Source organism: Alcaligenes sp. HNGD-HTN06 (genome assembly GCF_049932565.1).
Lineage (GTDB): Bacteria > Pseudomonadota > Gammaproteobacteria > Burkholderiales > Burkholderiaceae_B > Alcaligenes > Alcaligenes ammonioxydans.
Window position 1 is genome coordinate 1,824,435 of the sequence record NZ_CP187782.1, and the last position, 19,566, is coordinate 1,844,000.

General features: G+C 55.1%; 19 protein-coding genes. 17 read left to right on the forward strand and 2 right to left on the reverse strand.

Annotation, left to right across the window (positions count from 1 at the left end):
- Positions 1 to 174 precede the first annotated feature (174 nt).
- Both mobH and ACOZ42_RS08315 read right to left on the reverse strand, forming a co-directional pair.
- Positions 175 to 2,502, reverse strand: coding sequence for a MobH family relaxase (mobH, locus tag ACOZ42_RS08310; RefSeq protein ID WP_426345818.1), 2,328 nt, complete (start codon positions 2,500 to 2,502; stop codon positions 175 to 177).
- Between the two features lie 159 nt (positions 2,503 to 2,661).
- Entirely contained in the window at positions 2,662 to 3,201 is a 540-nt protein-coding gene (locus ACOZ42_RS08315) for a hypothetical protein (protein ID WP_131071802.1), read from the reverse strand.
- Positions 3,202 to 3,731: 530 nt separating this feature from the next.
- Between ACOZ42_RS08315 and ACOZ42_RS08320 the strand changes: the two genes are divergently transcribed.
- Genes ACOZ42_RS08320 through ACOZ42_RS08400 form a run of 17 tightly spaced genes read left to right on the forward strand, consistent with a single transcriptional unit; the run spans position 3,732 to position 19,558 of the window.
- Entirely contained in the window at positions 3,732 to 4,286 is a 555-nt protein-coding gene (locus ACOZ42_RS08320) for a hypothetical protein (RefSeq protein WP_045931322.1), read from the forward strand.
- A complete protein-coding gene (locus ACOZ42_RS08325; RefSeq protein WP_257724048.1) occupies positions 4,283 to 5,515 on the forward strand; it encodes a hypothetical protein in 1,233 nt (410 codons plus the stop codon). Before ACOZ42_RS08320 ends, ACOZ42_RS08325 begins: the two co-directional genes overlap by 4 nt.
- A complete protein-coding gene (locus ACOZ42_RS08330) occupies positions 5,515 to 6,087 on the forward strand; it encodes a hypothetical protein (RefSeq protein WP_094196720.1) in 573 nt (190 codons plus the stop codon). The genes ACOZ42_RS08325 and ACOZ42_RS08330 overlap by 1 nt, the downstream gene beginning before the upstream one ends.
- Before the next feature lie 11 nt (positions 6,088 to 6,098).
- Entirely contained in the window at positions 6,099 to 6,890 is a 792-nt protein-coding gene (locus ACOZ42_RS08335; protein WP_021446581.1) for a transglycosylase SLT domain-containing protein, read from the forward strand.
- Positions 6,880 to 7,431 (forward strand): PFL_4695 family integrating conjugative element protein, encoded by a 552-nt coding sequence (locus ACOZ42_RS08340; RefSeq protein ID WP_426345819.1) that lies wholly within the window; start codon positions 6,880 to 6,882, stop codon positions 7,429 to 7,431. The genes ACOZ42_RS08335 and ACOZ42_RS08340 overlap by 11 nt, the downstream gene beginning before the upstream one ends.
- On the forward strand, positions 7,421 to 9,685 hold the full coding sequence (gene traD, locus ACOZ42_RS08345) for a type IV conjugative transfer system coupling protein TraD (RefSeq protein ID WP_426345820.1): 2,265 nt from the start codon (positions 7,421 to 7,423) through the stop codon (positions 9,683 to 9,685). Before ACOZ42_RS08340 ends, traD begins: the two co-directional genes overlap by 11 nt.
- Entirely contained in the window at positions 9,682 to 10,464 is a 783-nt protein-coding gene (locus ACOZ42_RS08350; protein ID WP_426345821.1) for a TIGR03747 family integrating conjugative element membrane protein, read from the forward strand. The genes traD and ACOZ42_RS08350 overlap by 4 nt, the downstream gene beginning before the upstream one ends.
- Before the next feature lie 40 nt (positions 10,465 to 10,504).
- Positions 10,505 to 10,831 (forward strand): RAQPRD family integrative conjugative element protein, encoded by a 327-nt coding sequence (locus ACOZ42_RS08355; RefSeq protein ID WP_003799953.1) that lies wholly within the window; start codon positions 10,505 to 10,507, stop codon positions 10,829 to 10,831.
- Positions 10,832 to 10,853: 22 nt separating this feature from the next.
- A complete protein-coding gene (locus tag ACOZ42_RS08360; RefSeq protein ID WP_045931317.1) occupies positions 10,854 to 11,105 on the forward strand; it encodes a TIGR03758 family integrating conjugative element protein in 252 nt (83 codons plus the stop codon).
- A 45-nt stretch (positions 11,106 to 11,150) separates the two neighbouring features.
- Positions 11,151 to 11,561 carry a DUF2976 domain-containing protein gene (locus tag ACOZ42_RS08365; RefSeq protein WP_426345822.1) on the forward strand — a complete coding sequence of 137 codons (411 nt, stop codon included), beginning with the start codon at positions 11,151 to 11,153 and terminating at the stop codon, positions 11,559 to 11,561.
- 15 nt (positions 11,562 to 11,576) lie between these two features.
- Entirely contained in the window at positions 11,577 to 12,116 is a 540-nt protein-coding gene (locus ACOZ42_RS08370; protein ID WP_009454033.1) for a TIGR03750 family conjugal transfer protein, read from the forward strand.
- Entirely contained in the window at positions 12,113 to 12,913 is an 801-nt protein-coding gene (locus ACOZ42_RS08375; protein WP_080584946.1) for a PFL_4703 family integrating conjugative element protein, read from the forward strand. Before ACOZ42_RS08370 ends, ACOZ42_RS08375 begins: the two co-directional genes overlap by 4 nt.
- 11 nt (positions 12,914 to 12,924) lie before the next feature.
- Complete coding sequence (locus tag ACOZ42_RS08380; RefSeq protein WP_045931316.1) at positions 12,925 to 14,085, forward strand: TIGR03749 family integrating conjugative element protein; 1,161 nt, start codon at positions 12,925 to 12,927, stop codon at positions 14,083 to 14,085.
- Between the two features lie 15 nt (positions 14,086 to 14,100).
- Positions 14,101 to 15,675 carry a TIGR03752 family integrating conjugative element protein gene (locus tag ACOZ42_RS08385; protein WP_426345823.1) on the forward strand — a complete coding sequence of 525 codons (1,575 nt, stop codon included), beginning with the start codon at positions 14,101 to 14,103 and terminating at the stop codon, positions 15,673 to 15,675.
- Positions 15,662 to 16,171 carry a TIGR03751 family conjugal transfer lipoprotein gene (locus ACOZ42_RS08390; protein ID WP_045931315.1) on the forward strand — a complete coding sequence of 170 codons (510 nt, stop codon included), beginning with the start codon at positions 15,662 to 15,664 and terminating at the stop codon, positions 16,169 to 16,171. The genes ACOZ42_RS08385 and ACOZ42_RS08390 overlap by 14 nt, the downstream gene beginning before the upstream one ends.
- Positions 16,161 to 19,082 carry a conjugative transfer ATPase gene (locus tag ACOZ42_RS08395; protein WP_426345824.1) on the forward strand — a complete coding sequence of 974 codons (2,922 nt, stop codon included), beginning with the start codon at positions 16,161 to 16,163 and terminating at the stop codon, positions 19,080 to 19,082. Before ACOZ42_RS08390 ends, ACOZ42_RS08395 begins: the two co-directional genes overlap by 11 nt.
- Positions 19,079 to 19,558, forward strand: coding sequence for a TIGR03757 family integrating conjugative element protein (locus ACOZ42_RS08400; RefSeq protein ID WP_426345825.1), 480 nt, complete (start codon positions 19,079 to 19,081; stop codon positions 19,556 to 19,558). The genes ACOZ42_RS08395 and ACOZ42_RS08400 overlap by 4 nt, the downstream gene beginning before the upstream one ends.
- Positions 19,559 to 19,566: the final 8 nt, after the last annotated feature.

Genomic DNA, 19,566 nt, shown 5'->3' on the forward strand with positions numbered 1-19,566 from the left:
GATGTTTTCCAGCCGTCCTCTAGGGAGGAAAACGAGCCTGTTCAGCAGTCTTTTGCATTATGTGAAGTTAGGCACCTCACAGTAATCTAAACCGAAACCCCGTCGAAACGTTGAATTGCACGACTGATCGGACGGTAGCACAGCACTTTATCCTGTGTCAAACATCCCCTTCATTCAACGATCCAACTTCAATACTGGATTGACGGGCGGCACGGGTAAAACAAACCGGTCCGGGTCCATCAACACCACCGCCGCCAACGAGGCGACCGGCACATTGCCTTTGCCAATGATCTGGTAGCGCAAGATGTTGACCTTGCCACCACCTTCTATTTGCCGCATCCGATGCCACCCAGCTTTGATAACTTCTCGCTGAATCTGCATCCCCATGGCGTCGGCCTGTTCTTCAGGCCCTGTTTGAGCCGCGTAGAGCTTGAAAATCTTGGGTGAAATCAGTGCCATGCCTTCTTCTACAAAATGCACGGGGGCCCCAGATTCGTTGTACTTAATCTCACGGCTGGCCAAGCCTTGCTGCAGCCACTGTATAAACGCCATCGCCGCTTCGCTAGGTTCCTTCACAGGAGCTTCATGCGGCAGTTCTGGCAAGCTAGGCGTCAACACGACCGGCGTGGTGCTTGCCTGGCTGAACATACGTTGAGATTTTGCCTGTGTCTTTGGAGCAAGCTCTGGCTCAATAACCGACGCTTTAGGCGTCGGTAAGGCTGGTAATGCTCCAGGTGTGTGCTCAACAGAGGCTGGCACAACACTTTTAGCCTTTGCTGCAGCTATGGCTGTTGCTTCATGTTGATGTGATTTTTTGCCTGGGCGTGCGCTGCTAACCGTTGCTGTCGGCGCTGAGTTCACAGGCGTGGGCTTATGCGACGCTTGCGGTGGGCTGCGATGAATAATGTTGGATGCTGTATCAGCTTCATCCAGAAAATCATCGTCAACATCAAAGCCATCTACGGCGAGTTCGGCTGGCAAAATCACCGTCTCGTCGTCGTATACCTGAATTGAAGCAGTTTGGTGAGTATTGCTTGAGGTTGGCACAGGTTTGGGCTGGTTGCCGCTTTGCGTTGCGCCATTTTTCGGTGTTTGCCGCTTGGCTGCGCCAGTTGACGCATTTTTGGGCTTTCTAAACTCCATTGCTGGTACGAGATTACGCTTGGGTGCTGCAGTTTGGGAACGAGCTGAAGCAGTTTTGGCCGTTGTGGCCACCTTTTGCGGCAATATTCCTTCATCAATGTGTTCTGGAGCAGCTTTGGCTTGAATGACTGTTGTGTCAGCGCTGTGCTCACAATCAACCGCAGCTGGATCAGCCTCTGTTTCAAACTCATCATCGCCACGCTTGGCCCGGACATGGATCTCTCCGGACATCGCCGGTGGGTATAAGTTTGGATCATCATAGAGCTTTGACAGTGGAAAGCGCAGCACACTTAGTCTGTGTCGATATTGATGGGCTTCTGTGCCCTCTTCTGTTGCCGGCGTTTGCCCGTTGATTTCAACGTGCCAAATAGCTTGGCCAGAATGAGGACTGACTTGCAAGATTCCATATTCCTGCCATGTGTCAAACAGCCTATCGTTCTTGGCCTCTCCAGGTACAGACTCGTCAGGCTCATGCTTTTTAATCCAGGCCCGCGTGGCATCGGCCAAACGCTTAGCCACAAACCACACAGAGCCGTCATACACCCATCCGGCAGCTCCAGTACGATTGAGCGGCAATTCCGTTCCAGACTGCAACATGCTTTTGAGCGCTTGCATGAGTAAATCCACCAGCGGTACTGCATTAGCTGTCGCAAAACGAGCCTTACTGCCCTTCATCAATGCGTTGCTGGTGGAGGCCTGGTCAGCGCGTTTGATAATGTCAGCCAATAATCCATCCTTATGGCCAGACAAATAATGAGTCAGCGCATCAAAGGCGTGAGGCGTTTGAGACAAAAAAGTTAAGGCAGATTTTGGTGCAATCTGATGAAGCAGGGTCAGTGCCAGGCGATTATGGGCCTGGTAGTCCCGGCTGGCTTTTGGCTCAAACTCGACCCGATACTCCAGATCCAGACGCCCCTGCCCCACTTCGAACAAGGAGCCAGCCAGCGGTTTCCATCGCAACGGTTCATCCATCGCCCCGCCTCGCCATAAGATCCGTAGGTCTGTCATCGGTTTGGCAATGTCATGAAGCAGTGCCGCGTAGAAGACCACATAGGTCCACTGATCACGCTCGGCGTCAATCTGCTCAACGGGAGCATTCGTAGGTAAAAAATGCGCGTTTCGCCAGGTCATGGCTGCCAATACCATCTCCAGCGTATGGGCCAACAAACCACCAGCGTGGGCGTGATGGTGTGCTTCTGAGGCAGGCATAAGCTGGACGTATTCTGCATATCGTCGGATAGCTGGGATGAAATCTCGTCGAAAAACAGGATCTGCTACGCGAGACTGCAGGAACATTTGATGAACCGCTTTTTGAGCTTTCAGCAGACGGATCAAGTCATCAGACTCAAGAACACGCAACCACCCTTCCTCCCGCCCTGCTACACGTTGGGCAACTGGAACTGGTGGGGGGCTTGGAGGTGGCGGAACCGGTGCGGGCTTAGTCGTACTGGAGGCGCGTCGCGGAATAAAAGTGGAGAACTTCGAGATCCAAGGCGGGGTTCGGCGGTGAGTCATGCTCTAACGTTCAAGCAAATGGGCTCGCAACGTCTCCAGAGTCGGACGAGGATGTCGCAATGTGAGCAAAATATGCAGTGACTCAGTGGGATGTTGCGGATCGCCCAGCTGCAGGAAATGGAACCAGCTCATCTGCAGTGGATTCCATTGAATTGAATCAGGATCAGGCAGCATATTTTTGCCCCAGTGGGCCCGATAATGGACAAATGGCTGCTGCAAAATATCTTCAACAATGCTCTCTTTGCGCCCTGCGAGATCTACGGCCTGGCTGCTTTCTTGCGCCAGGTTCTGACAATGATTCTTCAAAATCTCTCTCACACACAGATGAGGATCATCTTCATCCTCGGCATAAATTTCTAATCCGTCATAACGCGATAGCCAGGCTGAAAAATGGGGGACCCATTCAGCCAATCCGAGCTCAGTCAGGAGCTCGACAATGCGGTAAATCGCATGAGCACGGTCGTGCGCATCACGCCCAAAATGGGGGAACCCAGGATCGGGGTATGGATGCTCGTTTTCAGCGAGGTGGGCGAGGATAGTCATAGCGGCCACTCTACAAAGCGGTTTGCTATCACTCAACGCGATACCGGGTGCGACGTAACCTAGGGTTCTCGCTTGCGCGCAACGTTAAGTTCTGATAAGTCACAGCCCGCTATGCTGGCCGAGGCCATTTGCAGCGCTTCACCCAGCCCCTGGGTGAAGCGCTGCGTAACCCGTAAGCCCCCTTTTCCCCTACCTGTAAAGCCTTTCCCGACGGCCACCGGATTTTTAGGTGGACGGCGGCCCTTTGGATAAGGCCCTTGACCCGTAGCAACCTTTTCCCAGTAGCGGATTGACGCCCCGGCAGTCCGTCAACACATTCTTGTTCTAGTTGTATTGTGCAATGCAAAACATTTTAACTTGAATACCCTTTCTTCACTTACTCAAAAACGCATATAGCAGGCCGCGCGGATAACGCACATAACTGTTTTCGTCAAGCTGAAACCCCGTGTTACGTGACCTTGGGTTAACGAGCGACACCTTGGGGTGCCTTTGCAACACTGAACGCCATTCTCAATCGGATGGAGTACTTCATGAGCTGGACAGCTAGACTCGCTGTTGCCGCGCCACTGGCTGTTTTGGCGTTGCAGGCCCAAGCCCAGGTCGGGGATACCTACGACAACGGCACACAGGTGCGAATAGGACAATACAGCACACAAGCCAGCACACCAGGGCATAGCGTTTCTGATCCCCTGTCTGTGTTTGTGGCACTGACTTACCCACGTCAAGACGTAGCCACCATTGATGGTGCGATTGAGTACACCCTCAAACGGACTGGCTGGCAGCTTGATCGCTCCAAGCTGTCGCTAGAAGCCGCGCAGTTTCTTCGCTTACCCCTTCCAGAGTCCCAGCGGTCGCTGGGCACGTATCGAGTGCGTGATGTCCTAAATGCACTCGTAGGTGAGACCTGGCGCTGGGACGAGGACCCCATCCGTCGCAGACTGTGGATCAGTCTAGCGGCACAGCCGACTCTGTCAGGCGTCGAACTGACACAGAATTGGCTCCACGCCCAAACCTACCCCGTCACAGTTGACCCTAAAAAGCCGTGGTTGCCCCTGACCGAGCGCATCAGCGGGGTGCAGCCATGAACCAACAAGATCAACAATGGCAACAGCAGCAAGACGATCTTCGCCGCCGGGAGCAAGCCGAGCAGCTAGAGCGTGAACGGCTCGAGCGCTTGGAACATGAACGAATGGAGCAAGACCAGCAGCTTGAGCGTGAACGCCAAGAAAAGCTGGATCAGCACGACTATGACTCCCGTCGTGAGTTGGAGGACGCTACCCCAAACAAGCCAGGTGTCTTGCGAACAGTCATGCAAATTTTGTTCTCTCGCAAAGAACCAACGGCAAGCGTTGAAAAACAGAACGTGGAGCCCGTGTTTTCGTCTGTAGTGGATCCCCTGACCGAGACGCAAAACAATGAAGCAGTCACCGATTTCTTTGCTGAACAAGAAAATCAACCGCAAGCAGCCAGCGTTACGCCATCCCCATTGGCATCCGCAGCGCTTACCGATGCTCCAACGCTCAAGAAAAAGACAGGCTATCCGTGGAAGCTAATCCTGGCGTTGGTGCTTTTTGCTGTCCTTTTCTTGAGCTGGAAATACCTGTTTAACCAACCTGTGGTTGAGCAAACAGCCGCCTTGTCGGCAGCCGAACCTTCACTGGCTGAAATCGAAGACCAGGTCGCCCCTGTTGAGGATGAGGAAAAGGGTTCTGAGCCCTCCCCTGCTCCCACCACCAGTGAACTAGGCAATGTAGAGAAAGCTTCTGACATGCCCATGGGAACAGATCCGATAGACACGGCAGAGTCAACGGAATTCCAAGAACTTTCCATTGATCTCGGAGAGTCGTTCCCATCGAACCTTGAAACATCGCAAGCCTCGTACGCCGTTCAAGAAACACCAACATTTGAGGTGCAAATCTCGTCCCTGCAACGTGATGTCAACGAAATCAGGCAGTTACTCAATGAGCTCTTACAACAAAACGAACAGTTGATTGCTCTGTCCACACCTGCACCTACACCTGAACCAGAACCAGAGGCGGTGCCAGTTGTTGAACCTGCCCCCGTGAAAAAGCCGGTCACTCGTCGAGCCAAGGCCGCACCGAAGCCAAGCGTTCGTCTGGTCTCAGTCGATATGTGGGATGGCAAACCCTCCGTTGTCGTCGCCAGTACACGCGCAGGCGACAACCAAACCTTAGTGATGCGACCAGGTGACACCGTCAACGGCGTCACGCTGCAAAGCGCAAGCGCATCCGAGCGCAGCGCCTCTTTTCTCGTAAACGGAAAAACCACCAAATTAACTGTGGAGGGCCAGTGATGCCGCGCCTTATGAAAATCAAAGCAGCAGCCATCAGCCTGCCCCTGTTTTTCCCTGCGATGGCGCATTCGCAAACCCAGGCCACCGCTCAGCAGCGTACCGAAGAAGTCGCCAATGCTACGCAGTCACAAGGACGTAATCCGATTGCGCTGGATGCCGTAGATCGCCTGCGCGCCAATATTTGGGGCTTAACCGACGAAGAAATGTTGCGCGCCAAAACCTTGCTGGAAGGCCCTCGCAAAGCATTCTCGGTGGAAAACCTCTCGCCTATCGAAGCGCTGGGCATTCACGCGACCTCGGAAGCAGAGCGCCGTAAGTATGCCGAAATGTTCGCCCGCGCCTTTCATGCCGACGTGGAGCGCTCATTGGCATGGAATCGTGCTTTCACCGAAGCGATGGCACGCCTTTACCCAAATGAGCCAGTTGTCAATTTCAGTCAAATCCCACCCGTTCCCGCCACGGTAGGTGCGGCTGACACATTGAACGTGCCGCGCACGGCCATCATCGAGACCCCCGCTCCGGGCTACACACCTCTGACTCAAAGTGTGCCAGCACAGGGCTCTGCGAAGTGATGGGTACCCCCATGCACCGCCGACAGTTTCTTGGCGCCCTCACGGCACTGACGGCCAGTGGCGTCATGACGCGCTCGTGGGCAATGGCTGCACCTGCGCAATCGGAGCTGGCGCAGCCTGAAGGCCTGGACCCGCAATGGTGGCCATATTGGTCAGATACGGCTGTGCGCATTGAGCCCAAGATCACACCCCAGGAGCAGACGACTATCCCCCACGGCTATGTTCGTCAGATGCCTCGCACACGCACCCGTCCTGGTGCGCCGATCGTGACGGCATCCTTGTTGCCACCCCGCGCTTATGACTGGGCGGGACAGCGCTGGAACATAGATCCGTGGCTGCTTTACGGCGTGGCACTGCAAGAGTCGCAAATGAAATTTGGTCGGCAGACGCTGCCCTACCCTTGGACTCTGTGCGTCAGAGGTGCTGCTAAGCGCTATGGCTCCTATGAGGCCACCCTCAAGGCCTTGCGCAAGTATGTGGATGTCAGAGGTATCCGCAATGTGGATTGCGGTGCGATGCAGGTGAACTGGGGCTACCACAACGACAAGCTCCAAAGCTTTGAACGTGCTCTGGATCCCTACCCCAATCTCGATGTAGGTGCACAAATTCTGCGTGAACACTTTGACCGCAACAGTTCCTGGCGTTTGGCGGTCGCTCTCTATCACACGGGCTCCAGAAATACGCAAGAACGAATCAGCCGCGGGAATCGCTATAGCCGTGGCGTTTTCAACAAATTAGCCAACCTGGGCTTAGATGCGTCGGAACTGGCCACTTCAACCGGTTGGAGGCGATATGCACCGTAATCTCGCCCTCGCCTTCTTTGCAGCGACCACACTGATCTCCAGCTCGGTCAACGCTCAGACTGCACCGGTCGTCCTGGACGATTCGGTTCCGGCTGTTTCCTATTATTCGGCCTTAATTTCAGGTGCAGACCAACCTGGTGTTGGTGCCGGCATCCAGTTTCCGCTGACGTCGAACTTGCTACAACCTGGCGTGCTTAAGCCATCGGCTGTTCCAGTATTTAACCCAAAATGGATGACCCAAACATTAGCTATTGTGGGTGACGACAAAGGCTCAGAAGAATGGCTCAAGCTCCATTTGGAACGCCTGCTTTCTCTGCAGGCCACTGTCATTGTGGTATCCGCAGCCAGTGAAAAACGCTTTAAAGACATCCAGCGACAAGCCAACGCATTGCCAATCGTCCCTGATCCCGGCCACTGGACACAGAGCCGTCTTGCCGCAGCGCATGTGACTGTCTATCCCGTGCTGATTGGCTTGGACGGTCAAGCGCGACAGATCATCTTCTCAGAAGGTTTTGAACGAGGTGAAGCGCATGAAAAATAACGCCGTCTTGGAAGCGTTACTGCGTCCACCTGTCGAAATTTGGAGTGCGGCAACGGCCTGGTCCGTCACGGCCACGGCTGCCCTGGCGCCTTGGGCGCTGATGATGCCCCCTTCTTTGGGCTACGTTGCAGCAGCAGGATCGGGCTACTTTGGCGGGGTCCGCTTTAAGCAGGCGATGCGGATCAAGCGTTATCACCATCACCTGAAATACTACAAAGTCACGAAAATTGCTCCCGCCAAAATTCCCGTGGCACCGGGCGAGTTTTACCTGGGCGAAGGGTTCGAGTGGTCGCAAGCGCACACACAACGTAAACGTGAGGCCTTGCAACCGCAGGCCAAGCGTTTTGTGCGTCCATCGGGCAAAGAGCTGGCTCTACGCAGCCTGGGTTCAAAAGCCATCGAACAAGCGCAAGGCAAAGGCCCCGTCAAACCCATTGTGCGAGCCATTGCAGGAATTGCGGGCATTGATCATTGGCTCAACCCATTGCAGCCTCATCCAGACTTAGGTGGCTCACCCATCGTGCATGGCGTGGGCAGCATGGACGAAGCCCCCGTCAAGATTCGCCAATCTTCTCGCAATGGACACATGCTGGTCATGGGCACCACGCGCGTGGGCAAGACCAGGTTGCTGGAGTTATTTGCCACCCAGGACATTCATGCTGGGCACGTCACTATCGTGATCGATCCCAAGGGGGATGCCGATCTGATGCTGCGTATGTATGCCGAATGCGCTCGTGCAGGCCGCCTGGACCAGTTCTACATGTTCCATCTTGGCTACCCCGAGATCTCAGCCAGGTACAACGGCATCGGCAACTTCTCCCGTATCACCGAAGTCGCCACTCGTGCCACCAACGCCTTGCCCAGCAGCGGAAACTCCGCCGCTTTTAAAGAGTTCTCCTGGCGTTTTACCAATATTGTGGCTCAGGCCCAAGTTGCGCTGGGTCGTGTCCCGACCTATGAAGCCTTGCTCAAAGATGTGACCGGCATTGATGGTCTGTTCATGGACTATGCCCGCATGGTGTTTGGCCAACAAGCCCGCCAAGGCCGTCTGATCGACTGGGAAGTAAGACTGGCCAGCCTTGAGCTCGCGCTGCAGGATCGCAAAACCGCGCCGCCGGGGCCAAGAGCCTTGGCCGATCGACAGCCCGAATTTGTAGCAATGTTTTTGCTCATCAAAGAGGCCAAGATCAACGATACGGTCCTCGCAGGACTGGCAGCCGCCTTTAGCTATGAACGTAGTTTCTACGAAAAGATCATCGCGTCCTTGGGGCCATTCCTGGAGAAGTTGACCACCGGCGCAGTAGGCAAACTGATCTCACCTGACTATTACGACCAAACCGATAAGCGTCCCATCTTCGACTGGATGAGCGTCATCCGGCAGGGAGGCGTGGTCTACGTAGGCTTAGATGCCCTCTCTGATTCCGTGGTCAGCTCTGCGGTCGGTAATTCCATGCTGGCCGACTTGGTCAGCGTGGGCGGCAAACTATACAAGACCGGACTGGACCCTCATGCCCCAGACGGCAAAATCGTGTTGCCGACCATTTGTGCGCACTTTGACGAGGTCAATGAGATTGCAGGCCCTGAATTTGTGCCCATGGTGAACAAGCTGGGGGGCTCGGGCTTTCGGATCACCGCGTACACACAGTCAGCATTTGATATTGAGGCAAAAGTCGGAGATAAGGCCAAAGCGGGCCAGATCCTGGACAACTTTAACCACCTGGTCATGCTGCGCGTGCGTAGTGTCACTACGGCCAAGCTGCTGACGGACCAGGTTCCCGAAGTCGAGGTGGTCCATCTCACGCCAATGTCAGGCGTCACAGACACCGCCGCCCAAGGCACCGGCGTCGATTTCATCAGTCGCAACGATGATATCTGGACCAAAACCAAGGTCCCTATGATTGAACCAGCCGATGTGCTGGAACTACCGCAAGGCCAAGCCTTTGCGCTACTTGAAGGCAATCGACGCTTCAAGATCCGAATCCCGTTGGCTGATGCAAGAAACGACGAATTTGTACCGCAGTCTTTGCAAAACGTCGCCGCACAAATGAAGGCCCGCTACCGGACTTCCGAGCAATGGGCCAGTGAAACCGACTGGTTCACTGAAAACTGGCTCAATAGCCAGCCAATCGCCGATGGCACGGGCATGATCGCCACTGATCTGGCGGTGCAGGATCCTGACCCCGATGACGACACTCAAAGCAACAGCGCGATAAACACTGACACGATGGGCCTGATCACAAGGGGGCACGGATGAGTACCAACTCGACCAGCCGCCCTGTTAAGCCCACCACTCGCGGCCCCATTTTGATGACATTTGAGATGGTCATGGGTTTGCTTATGGTCTCTGTCTCAGCATGTGTGCTGGGATTGTTCATAGAACTGGCCGGCATTCATACGATTTGGAAGGACCAAGGCACGGGCCATGCTCGCTCTATCGTGGAGCAGGACCTGAGCTATATCGAGGCTGCCCCGAAGAGCCTGATTATTCCCAATACAGTGGCCTTCTCAAACAAGATGCTCGGCTACATCTCATGGCCTTACGAGAAGTTCGGAATCTTGCAGTGGTATGCCAATAGCCATGACCCCTCCATGCAGCGTCAACAGGCCCTTCGTCGTGCACAAGAAATAAAGGCAAACGGCAACAGCCTCTCCTCCAGGCTGAAAACGATTGGCGCTGATGCCAGCCAATTTATCAGCACGGTACTCGTGCTTTCCATGTATGTCGCCATGGATGTAGCGCTTCGACTTTCGATTGCCCTTTATGCGCTGCCAGCCTTCGTTCTTGCGTGCCTAGTGGGTGCGGTCGATGGCCTGGTACGGCGTGACTTGCGCCGGTGGAGCGGCGGCCGTGAGTCCTCCTTTGTATATCACCACGCTAAGCGATACACCGCCTGGGCGCTGACTGGCGGATTCGGACTGTATTTGACTTGGCCCTTCGGTGGCTTCAACCCCGCTTACATGGTTCTGATTTTCACCGCGCTGGTTGCTGCAACGCTCAGCACCACAGTGGCTTCCCTCAAAAAGTATATGTAGCGCCTCTCGCTCACATCACGACATTGGAGAAACGACAGAAATGAAACCACAGCAATCTGGCCCCTCAGAACGTAAGACTCATCGCGCCTGGGCAGCCGCGCTCATGCTCGTCGCATGCGCCACCGTTCAGGCTGGTGATGCCGATAGTGAGCGCGAAAGTCTGGCACGAATTGAAAACGAGCTGGCCGTCGTACAGCAGATGGTGGCCGCGGCCTCTCGTGATGCCCCTCCATCTCAACGTGTCAATTTTCGATATGAGTGGTTGATCAATGATCTGGACGTGATGCGTCGGGGAATTCAACAACACCTTAATGCCCCTATGCAGCCGCGCCCGGTCGAGCCACTGCGAGGCGACTACCGCCAATGACGCAGCTTCAGGAGATCTCCTTATGGGCATGAACAATGCACAGCTGGGTTCGAGCATGAGAGAGGCGTTTGCAGCGGGCTCGGGTGTTGACCCAAACGCCATGAAAGTCGTGCTGACGATCATCACGGTTGCGATTGTGGTTCTGTTCTTTGCCTGGCTAGTGATGACCGCCCTGGATAACTACCGGGAGGGCCAACTCAAGCAGGAAGAGGTGGTCTGGGCCTGCGTCAAATTAGTTGTGCTGTTGTCCTTAATCCTGTGGGTGTTGGTTTGACGCTCACAGGACTTCTTAACACATCAAACCATACGGAGTTTAGCTATGACCACACTGAACGCTCTGTTGGCGGCACCCCGAGCGGGGTGGCAAAAAGCCAAGCGTCACTTCGCGCAAGCCACTTTGATCCCTGCTGTAGCGTTACTTTCGTCACCTGCCAGGGCGGCTTTGCCCACAATGCCCACACCGGGTTCTGGCATTGACGGGGCTCAAGTTGCCGATGGCGATTGGCTTGGAGCGATGGGCGCTTACTGGAAACAGGGCATCACTATTCTGGCCATGATCTTTGTCGGCTACTTTTTCCTGAAAGTCGTCATGGGTGCGATCACGAAGTGGAACCAATACACCCGCGGTCAAGCTGATATCAGTGACCTGAAAGAGTACGTAATTACTGGTGGCGTGTTGGCCATTGCACTCGTTGCCATGGCAACGTATGCCATCGCCACGCTCGGGTAAAGGGGAAAAGTCGATATGGCTCGCAAGCCCTCTGCCCCACACCTTGAACAGCTAGATGAGCAAGTTACCCAGGGCATCGCTACGCCGATAACCGATCGCGTGAATGTTCAACCAGCCATTCTGAACGGTATGACGGTCGATGAAGCACAAATCATCGGTCTGATCTCCGTCGTGGTGTGTCTGCTGCTGGGCTTGGTACTGCTGGCCATAACCGGCTTCTGGCAAACACTTTTGGCCATCATGCTATTTGGACCATTAGTCATTTTGTGGTTTGCCTCTAAATACCTGGCGGGACTTAAGCGCAACCGTCCTGACGGCTATTACAACCAGGCTATGCACCACTGGATGGCCTCTCGTGGGTGGGTGAAAGCCAAATTCATCCGCCACAACGGTTATTGGAGCTTGGGCCGGACCTTGCCCTTTAGCTTGTCCACTTCATTCAACCCTAAACCGTCCCGTCAGAACGTTGTTTCTACGGGCGAAACGGCCATCCCCTCTTCTTGCGCTGCTCAAGGTGTGACACCGATAGCGGATAAAGCGAGCAACAACGTATGAGTTCAAAATATTTAAACGCCCTGGCCACTGTTCAGGCGACAAATAAAAGACTGGGCGCACTTGTTTTAGTTGTCGCCGCTCTTGGGGCTGTGGGTATGTACTTTGCTGCCCGCACACCGCATCGAATCGACGTCAATTTGCACCCCAACATTCAAGGCGGGGATGTCGTCACCGTGACCGACGGCCAGTCGCCGGTCCCTGACGTCAATGTGTATGGCTTTGCCTACTACATCTGGCAGCAGGTCAACCGCTGGCAAGCCGACGGGTACAAGGACTACGGCAAGCAAATCTACTACTACCAGGCCTACATCACCCCGTCTTGTCGCGCTCAGCTAGAGAACGACATGAACACAAGAGATAGAGCCGGTGAGTTGCGATCACGCACACGCATCATGACCGAGATTCCAGGGTTTGGGTTTTCACCCAGACGAGTCATTTCGCAAGGCACCAACACCTGGACAGTACTGCTCGACATGCAATTGCAAGAGACATTTCGCGGTCAACAAATCAAAGACATCTACATACGGTATCCGATGCGTGTCGTGCGATATGACGTTGACCCCGAGAAAAACCCCTGGAAGCTGGCCATTGACTGCTATGGCAACAACCGCCCTGCCCGCCTGAATCCTGACGAAGTCGCCGCAGTACAGAAGAACAACCAAAGTCCCGAGCTGCCAACTGAGTCAGAAATCGTGCCCGCCACATTGCCCGGCACGATCACCGACCCGGCAACCAACGTGACCGACCCCGCTCCGACACCTATCCAGGTGCGACCCGTCCAACCTCAAAGCGAGTGAGATTGTCATCCATGAAAGCCATTCTTAGCATTCGCAAAACAGCTCTGGCCTGCGCTCTTTTGGGGCTGGCCCAGTACGCACAGGCACAAGTGCGAGACTTGGGGCCAAACTTGGAGAGCGTACCAGCAGATCTTATTGCTCCAGCCCCTGACAGCGTCAACTCAAGTGTCAATGTGGGTTCTGCAACAAACGCAGCAGTGAATAACGCGCCCGATCTGGGAGAGATTCCCAATCTTGGCTCCTCACCCTCTAACGCTGAGTATCAAACCGCTGGCGTCAATGTGATGGGTGACCAAGCTATGGTGGTGAGCACTGTGGATGCGGCCATTCAACAGGCCAAGGATAATCAGGACGAAAGCGGCACGACCATCCGCAAACCGCCACAAAACAAACCGCATGGCGTCGAGCGAGCCGTGTTTAATCGAGCTCCGGTACGTGCGCCACTGCCTGTGGGCATCGAACGCATGATTACCTTGCCTGCGCCTGCCGCCCTGCATGTGCCATCGGATATGTCCAAGATTGCCAGAATCGAAGTCATTGATCGCACGATGTACATCACGGCCCTCCAGCAGTTCACACCCGTGCGAATCATTGCTGAGCTCATTGACTCTGGGCAGCAAATTCCCTTCGATCTGGTTGCCGACAGCACAACAGCCAGTGCCCGTAGCGAACTTCAGGTTTTTGTCGTTGCTTCCTCATCGCCTGGTTCAGAGGAGATCGGAGGTGATGGTCCCGCTTCCCAAGCGGCAGCGCAAGCGACCAGCATGGCCAATGAACACACATTGAGCCAGCAAATGGCGGAATCAGCACCGACAGATATGGTCCAGCTCACCCGCTACGCCGCACGCCAGCTTTATGCCCCAAAGCGGCTTGCCACCCCGTTCTCAGGTGTGCAGCAGGTCGAAGTCACTGCTGAGCCAATTGCCAACCTAATACGTGGCGTCCATGTTGTATCCACCCCCGTTGGTCAGTGGCGTTCTGGCCAGCTCTATGTGACAGCCGTTCTCATCAAGAACCGGTCACATAACCCCTTGGAGATTCCACTTGAGCAAGTGCGCGGCCAATGGATTGCAGCCACCGCGCAGCACGGTCGAATTGGCCCAGCCGGTTCCGAGACGGACACCACCGCCATTTATCTGGTGTGCCAGCGCCGATTTGAAGCCTGCCGGTAATAAAGGAACAACAGCATGAGCAGCACGTCCAGCAACAAACTGATCCCCATCCTCGGTGGTGTCGCCGTCTTAATAGTCAGCGTGGTGATATACAGGCAATTTACGGGTTCAGGAGAATCTACCAACTCGGTATTGACCTCCATTCCTACACCTGAAAGTGCCACACTGCATACCGCGCAAGGAGCGGACAACGACAACGCCGCCGAAACCCTACGCACCGTCACCGCCAGCAATGAACAGTTGCGGCGTGATGTGGCACGCGTGATCGAGATGAACAATCAACTCATCGCCGAGAATAAGCGCGTGGGCGGTGCTAATGCCACGGTCTCGCGTCGCATCGAACAAGAGCAACGCGACACGCTCAATCTTGACGGACCCCGTACGGACTCGATCGACCCAACCGGCGACGAGACGGGCGCCAAAAACGCAGTCAACCTCACCTTGAAGCGTGGCTCCGAAGCAGTCGATACGTTTTCACGCGCCTTTCAACTGTCACCGGCCCGCTCTGAGACCGAAGCAGCCAATCGGGCTGCTCAGACGCGAACGACTCCCCTGGTCCCACAACAATCATTTTCCCTGGGAACAGAATCGCCCACTCCGACTGTTACCTCATCAGGGCCATACCGTGTTTTACCTCCCATGGGGTATAGCGCGGTAACGCAGTCCGAGCAGGGCCGCAATGGCAATGACGGACCAGCCATTACGCGCTATGTCCGCACCAGTGGCAATCAGGCCTATGCCAATAGCTCCATGGGCCCTGTGTCCAGGACCACCGCCACACAAACACGGTCAGCACCACAAGCCGCCAAGCCTGAACCGATTCCGTACTTTACTGTTCCCGAGAACTCGACACTGGTCGGCGCAGTATCGATGACCAGTCTCATCGGACGTGTGCCCATTGATGGCCGTGTCACTGACCCGATGCAGTTTAAAGCGATTGTCGGCCGCGACAACCTGGCAGCCAATGGCTTTGAATTACCAGCAGACATTGAGGGGATGATCGTCACCGGTGTGGCAATCGGCGATATGGCGCTGTCGTGCTCAGAAGGAAAAGTGCGCTCGGTCACCTTTGTCTTTAATGACGGCACGGTTCGCACCATCTCTGAGCGCTCCAAAGGCGGGGGGAATGCCAACGTCAATGGCGGCGGTAGCACCCAGGACCTGGGCTACATCTCTGACGTACACGGCAATCCCTGCATTCCTGGCAAATTCGTCACCAATGCCCCGGCCTATCTGGCCGACCTGGCCATGCTCAAGGGGCTGGATGTCGCCGCACAAGCTTACTCCGATGCCCAGCGCACCGTCTCCAACAATCTGGGCACGGGCAATACCACCTCTCAAATCACCGGCTCACGCAGTGGCTACGCCATGGGGCAAGCGGCCTCTGGCGCAACCAATGAGATCGTCGCATGGATGACCTCCCGTTTGAAGAATAGCTTCGACGCCGTTGTAACCCCGGCTGGCAAGCAAATAGTTATTCACCTGGATAAAGAACTGCAAATTGACAAGATGCCCAACGCCCGCAAGCTGGTGTACCGCCAGCAAGGGACGCAGCAGCTTTCTCGTGGAGCACATTATGGTCTGGAATAAAACTGCCCAACGCCTGGCGCTGACTCTAATCACCACCGCCATGTTCAGCGGTTGCACCGTCATGATGGATCGCGAATCCCCACTTAATGAGGTCACTAAGGATTCGCCAACGGTGCTGGACGTCTACCGGGGTACTGATTATCGAAACGAAGCGACTCGTCAGTCGCGCATTACCCCCCAGGAGCGGATGCGTGAGCGCACTCAGGCTAGACCGATTAATCCAGGTGATGAGTTAACCCAGCGATATTGGTCAGCTGTTGATTCCATGAACCAGCGATTCGCTCGGCTGCCAAATCCTGACCTGGTAATGGTGGTGTTTCCGCATCTGGCCAAGGGCCAGTATCCGGTTCCAGGCTACGTGACCGTCTTCCCGATGTACGACCAGACACAGTATGCGCTACCTGGTGAGGTCACCCAAGATTTACTGCAGTGGCGAGGTGACTACTTTGAGGCAAAATCCAGCGCCAAGAAGAAGGGAGGCGCAGATGATCGCTAATGTGGCCAGCTTGCTCGGATTCACGCGTCAACGTGCAGCGCAACCAGGCAGTAAGCGCGCTCCTCAAGTCACCGCACAGGCATCGTCTCCTGGCCAGACCGTTGCAGATCGTCGACGCATGGCCCTGCGGCCACCGTCGTTTACCGACATGCTGCCCTATATCAGCTATGCCCCCGATGAGCGCATTTTTGTGTTGCGTGATGGCAATACCCTCGGGGCAATGTTTGAACTCTCGCCCATTGCGACCGAGGCCATGCCTATCGAAATCCTGAATGAACACGCCCAGAAGATTCAGGAGGCCTTGCAAGCCATGCCATCGGTCAACGGCGCACCGTGGATTGCTCAGTTTTTTGTCAATGATGACCGTAACCTGGATCATCTTAATGACACTTTTACCGACTATATCCTGGAGCAACACAAGGACGATGGCCTGGGCCAGGAGATCCTTAACTCGCCTTTTACCCAGGCGGTATTGGATGAAGTGCGCTCGCACCTGTCGAATGTCTCGCAACCCAATGGTCTGTTCACCGATACGCTTGTCACCGGTCAAGTCTGGCGCGGGCAAATCCGCCGTGTTCGTTGTTGCCTGTATCGTCGATTTGGCGGTGCAGCCGATGATCCACAAACGCCGGTGCAGCAAATCGAGTCGGTGGCCAACACCATCATGGCCACGTTTTCCGAAGCCGGTGTAGCCGTTCGCCGCTGCACCGGAAAAGACCTCTATGAGTGGCTACTGCCGTTTTTTAACCGCGATCTACCCTGGGCGCCTGGCACGCAAATGATGCGTGAATTACCCTATCCCGGCGACACCCCGTTAACCGATGACGAGGACACGCCCATTTTTGGATGGGACTTGTCTGAGCTGTTGAGTATCAATGAGCCCCGTTCGGACCTGGAGCAAGGGTTATTTGAGTTTGATGGCGTACCGGTCAAAGCGCTGACTTTGCAAAATATGCGCAAGCAGCCAGAAATCGGACACTTCACGGCCGAGTTGGCCAATGGCAAGGAACGATTTGCACGTTTTGATCGGCTACCTCCCGGTTCGATGCTCTCAGTGTCCATTACCATCGCGCCGCAACACGTCGTAGAGTCACAAATTGAGCGGATCCGGGATGCCTCACGCGCCAAGACTGCGCAGGCCATCGAAACCTACCGGGAATGCACCAACGTTTTGAATGAAATAGTTCGGGGCAACCACCTGTTTCCAATGATGGTGACCCTGTACGCGACTGCCACCAGCACAGATGAACTCGATAGCAACATCAACACGATTAATGCGCTGTTGATCCCATCGGGCCTGAAGTTCATCAGTAATCAGCATGACCTGGTCCCGCTGGACACATTCATGCGGGCGCTGCCCTTTAACTATGACCCCGCCTTCGATAATCAGGTACTTCGTCGATCCCGCTTGACCTTCGCCTCCCATATTGCGCGTCTGTTGCCATTGTATGGCCGTGCCCGTGGCACACCTCACCCCGGCATGTGGTTCTGGAATCGTGGCGGGGAACCCTTGTTTGTGGATCCGCTCAACAAACGCGATCGTAAAAAGAACGCGCATATGCTGGTGCTGGGACCGACCGGAGCCGGTAAATCGGCCACCTTGAACTACATCGCCATGATGACGATGGCCATTCATCGGCCACGGCTGGTGATTGTCGATGCCGGGAACTCCTTCGGTCTTTTGGTGGATTTTTTTAAAGACCGAGGGCTATCGACCTACAAAGTTGAACTGAACAGTAGTGCAAAAGTGTCCTTGCCACCGTTCGTTCATGCGTACCAACTACTAGATGATAGTGAAGTGATGGAGAGTTTTGTGGCGGCCGAGCAGCAGGCACGAAGCAACGCAGGCCTGCCCGATGACGAACTGCTCAATGCCCTGCTTGGCCAAGATGATGGGCCGTCGGCTGCCGACGTGTCTTTTCATGAAACGTTCCAGGCCAGGGAAGAGGACGAAGAGCAGGACGACGAGCTGGATAAAAGAGACTTGCTGGGCGAGATGCTGATTGCCGCGATCCTGATGATCACAGGCGGTGAAGCGGACGAAGTCGCACAGATGAGTCGAGCCGACCGGTACTTGGTATCACGCGCCATCATCATGGCCGCGATCAGTTGCAAAGAACGGGGAGCCAAGCACCCGTTGACACAAGATGTGGCCCTGCAGCTGATGCACATGAATAAGGACCAGACCATGTCACCGGCGCGGCGTGCACGCGCCGAAGAAATGGGTCAGTCCATGATGACCTTCACCCAGGCGCTGCGAGGCAAATTATTCAATCGTGAGGGACAGGACTGGCCAGATGCAGACGTCACTCTGGTCGAGATGGGTACGCTCACTCAAGACGGCTATGAAGATGCCTTGGCAGTTGCGTACACAAGCCTCATCGACTCAGTACAGTCCCGTGCCGAGCTGAACCAACACTCTGGTCGCCCGATGGTGTTCCTTACGGACGAGGGCCACTTGATCACAACCAATGAGCTGCTTGGCCCCAAGATAGCCAAGGGCACCAAAATGTGGCGCAAATTCAATACCTGGTTCTGGCTTGCCACACACAACCTGAAAGACTTTCCCGACTCTATGGAGCGCGTGCTCTCGATGTGTGAGTACTGGATGCTACTGACCATGGACAAAGCAGAGATTGAAGAAGTGGTGCGATTTCGGTCGCTCACCAACGAGCAGCGAGCCATGATGGAATCCGCCCAAAAAGAGCCGCCGAAATACACGGAAGGGGTTCTGATTTCCGCGACCGGCCAGATGCTCTTTCGCAACGTCCCTCCAGCTCTCCCGATTGCATTGGCCATGACTGAGGGCCATGAGAAAGCACACCGACGTCGCCTGATGGAAAAGCATGGAATCAACGAAATGGGGGCTGCTCAAATGGTGGCACAAGAGCTGGCGCGGAGTCGCGCATGATCAAGATACGCTCACTTAGCAAAGGAGTTTCTCGTCTCACGGCTTGCATCGCGCTTCTGACTGCACTGCTTGCCGTCGTCACACCAGCGACTGCGCAACAGCCTGACCAAGACCTGTACGCAGGGGTCATGACCGTAGAGGTGTTTGCCAACACTGCCATGCCGGTAACACCAAGCACTTCACCACACTATGCCTTGTCCATCTACCGCTTGGATGCAATGAATAATCTCGAAGCTCAGATGAATGAAGGTATGCCACAAGACGAAGCAGAAGCGCGCCTATGGGTGGCTAACAATGAAGCCCGCTTACGACAAATGATCCAACCCATGGTCGCCAGTGCGGTTAACGGCCTGGCACGCGCACAGCGTTATCAGATTGACCGCTTACCGGCCGTGGTTATCAACCAGCGCTATGTGGTCTTTGGGTATGTCGACGTTGACCAGGCGCTTATGGCCTGGCGTGACAGCCAAAATTAAGGGGCGCT

Bases quoted from the DNA above. Each gene is read 5' to 3' on its own strand.
- ACOZ42_RS08315 (WP_131071802.1), bottom strand. From the start codon at position 3,201: ATGACTATCCTCGCCCACCTCGCTGAAAACGAGCATCCATACCCCGAT.
- ACOZ42_RS08330 (WP_094196720.1), top strand. From the start codon at position 5,515: ATGCCGCGCCTTATGAAAATCAAAGCAGCAGCCATCAGCCTGCCCCTG.
- ACOZ42_RS08400 (WP_426345825.1), top strand. From the start codon at position 19,079: ATGATCAAGATACGCTCACTTAGCAAAGGAGTTTCTCGTCTCACGGCT.
- ACOZ42_RS08370 (WP_009454033.1), top strand. From the start codon at position 11,577: ATGGCTCGCAAGCCCTCTGCCCCACACCTTGAACAGCTAGATGAGCAA.
- ACOZ42_RS08365 (WP_426345822.1), top strand. From the start codon at position 11,151: ATGACCACACTGAACGCTCTGTTGGCGGCACCCCGAGCGGGGTGGCAA.
- traD (WP_426345820.1), top strand. From the start codon at position 7,421: ATGAAAAATAACGCCGTCTTGGAAGCGTTACTGCGTCCACCTGTCGAA.
- ACOZ42_RS08385 (WP_426345823.1), top strand. From the start codon at position 14,101: ATGAGCAGCACGTCCAGCAACAAACTGATCCCCATCCTCGGTGGTGTC.
- ACOZ42_RS08350 (WP_426345821.1), top strand. From the start codon at position 9,682: ATGAGTACCAACTCGACCAGCCGCCCTGTTAAGCCCACCACTCGCGGC.
- ACOZ42_RS08325 (WP_257724048.1), top strand. From the start codon at position 4,283: ATGAACCAACAAGATCAACAATGGCAACAGCAGCAAGACGATCTTCGC.
- ACOZ42_RS08320 (WP_045931322.1), top strand. From the start codon at position 3,732: ATGAGCTGGACAGCTAGACTCGCTGTTGCCGCGCCACTGGCTGTTTTG.
- ACOZ42_RS08360 (WP_045931317.1), top strand. From the start codon at position 10,854: ATGGGCATGAACAATGCACAGCTGGGTTCGAGCATGAGAGAGGCGTTT.
- ACOZ42_RS08380 (WP_045931316.1), top strand. From the start codon at position 12,925: ATGAAAGCCATTCTTAGCATTCGCAAAACAGCTCTGGCCTGCGCTCTT.
- ACOZ42_RS08375 (WP_080584946.1), top strand. From the start codon at position 12,113: ATGAGTTCAAAATATTTAAACGCCCTGGCCACTGTTCAGGCGACAAAT.
- ACOZ42_RS08335 (WP_021446581.1), top strand. From the start codon at position 6,099: ATGCACCGCCGACAGTTTCTTGGCGCCCTCACGGCACTGACGGCCAGT.
- ACOZ42_RS08395 (WP_426345824.1), top strand. From the start codon at position 16,161: ATGATCGCTAATGTGGCCAGCTTGCTCGGATTCACGCGTCAACGTGCA.
- ACOZ42_RS08355 (WP_003799953.1), top strand. From the start codon at position 10,505: ATGAAACCACAGCAATCTGGCCCCTCAGAACGTAAGACTCATCGCGCC.
- ACOZ42_RS08340 (WP_426345819.1), top strand. From the start codon at position 6,880: ATGCACCGTAATCTCGCCCTCGCCTTCTTTGCAGCGACCACACTGATC.
- ACOZ42_RS08390 (WP_045931315.1), top strand. From the start codon at position 15,662: ATGGTCTGGAATAAAACTGCCCAACGCCTGGCGCTGACTCTAATCACC.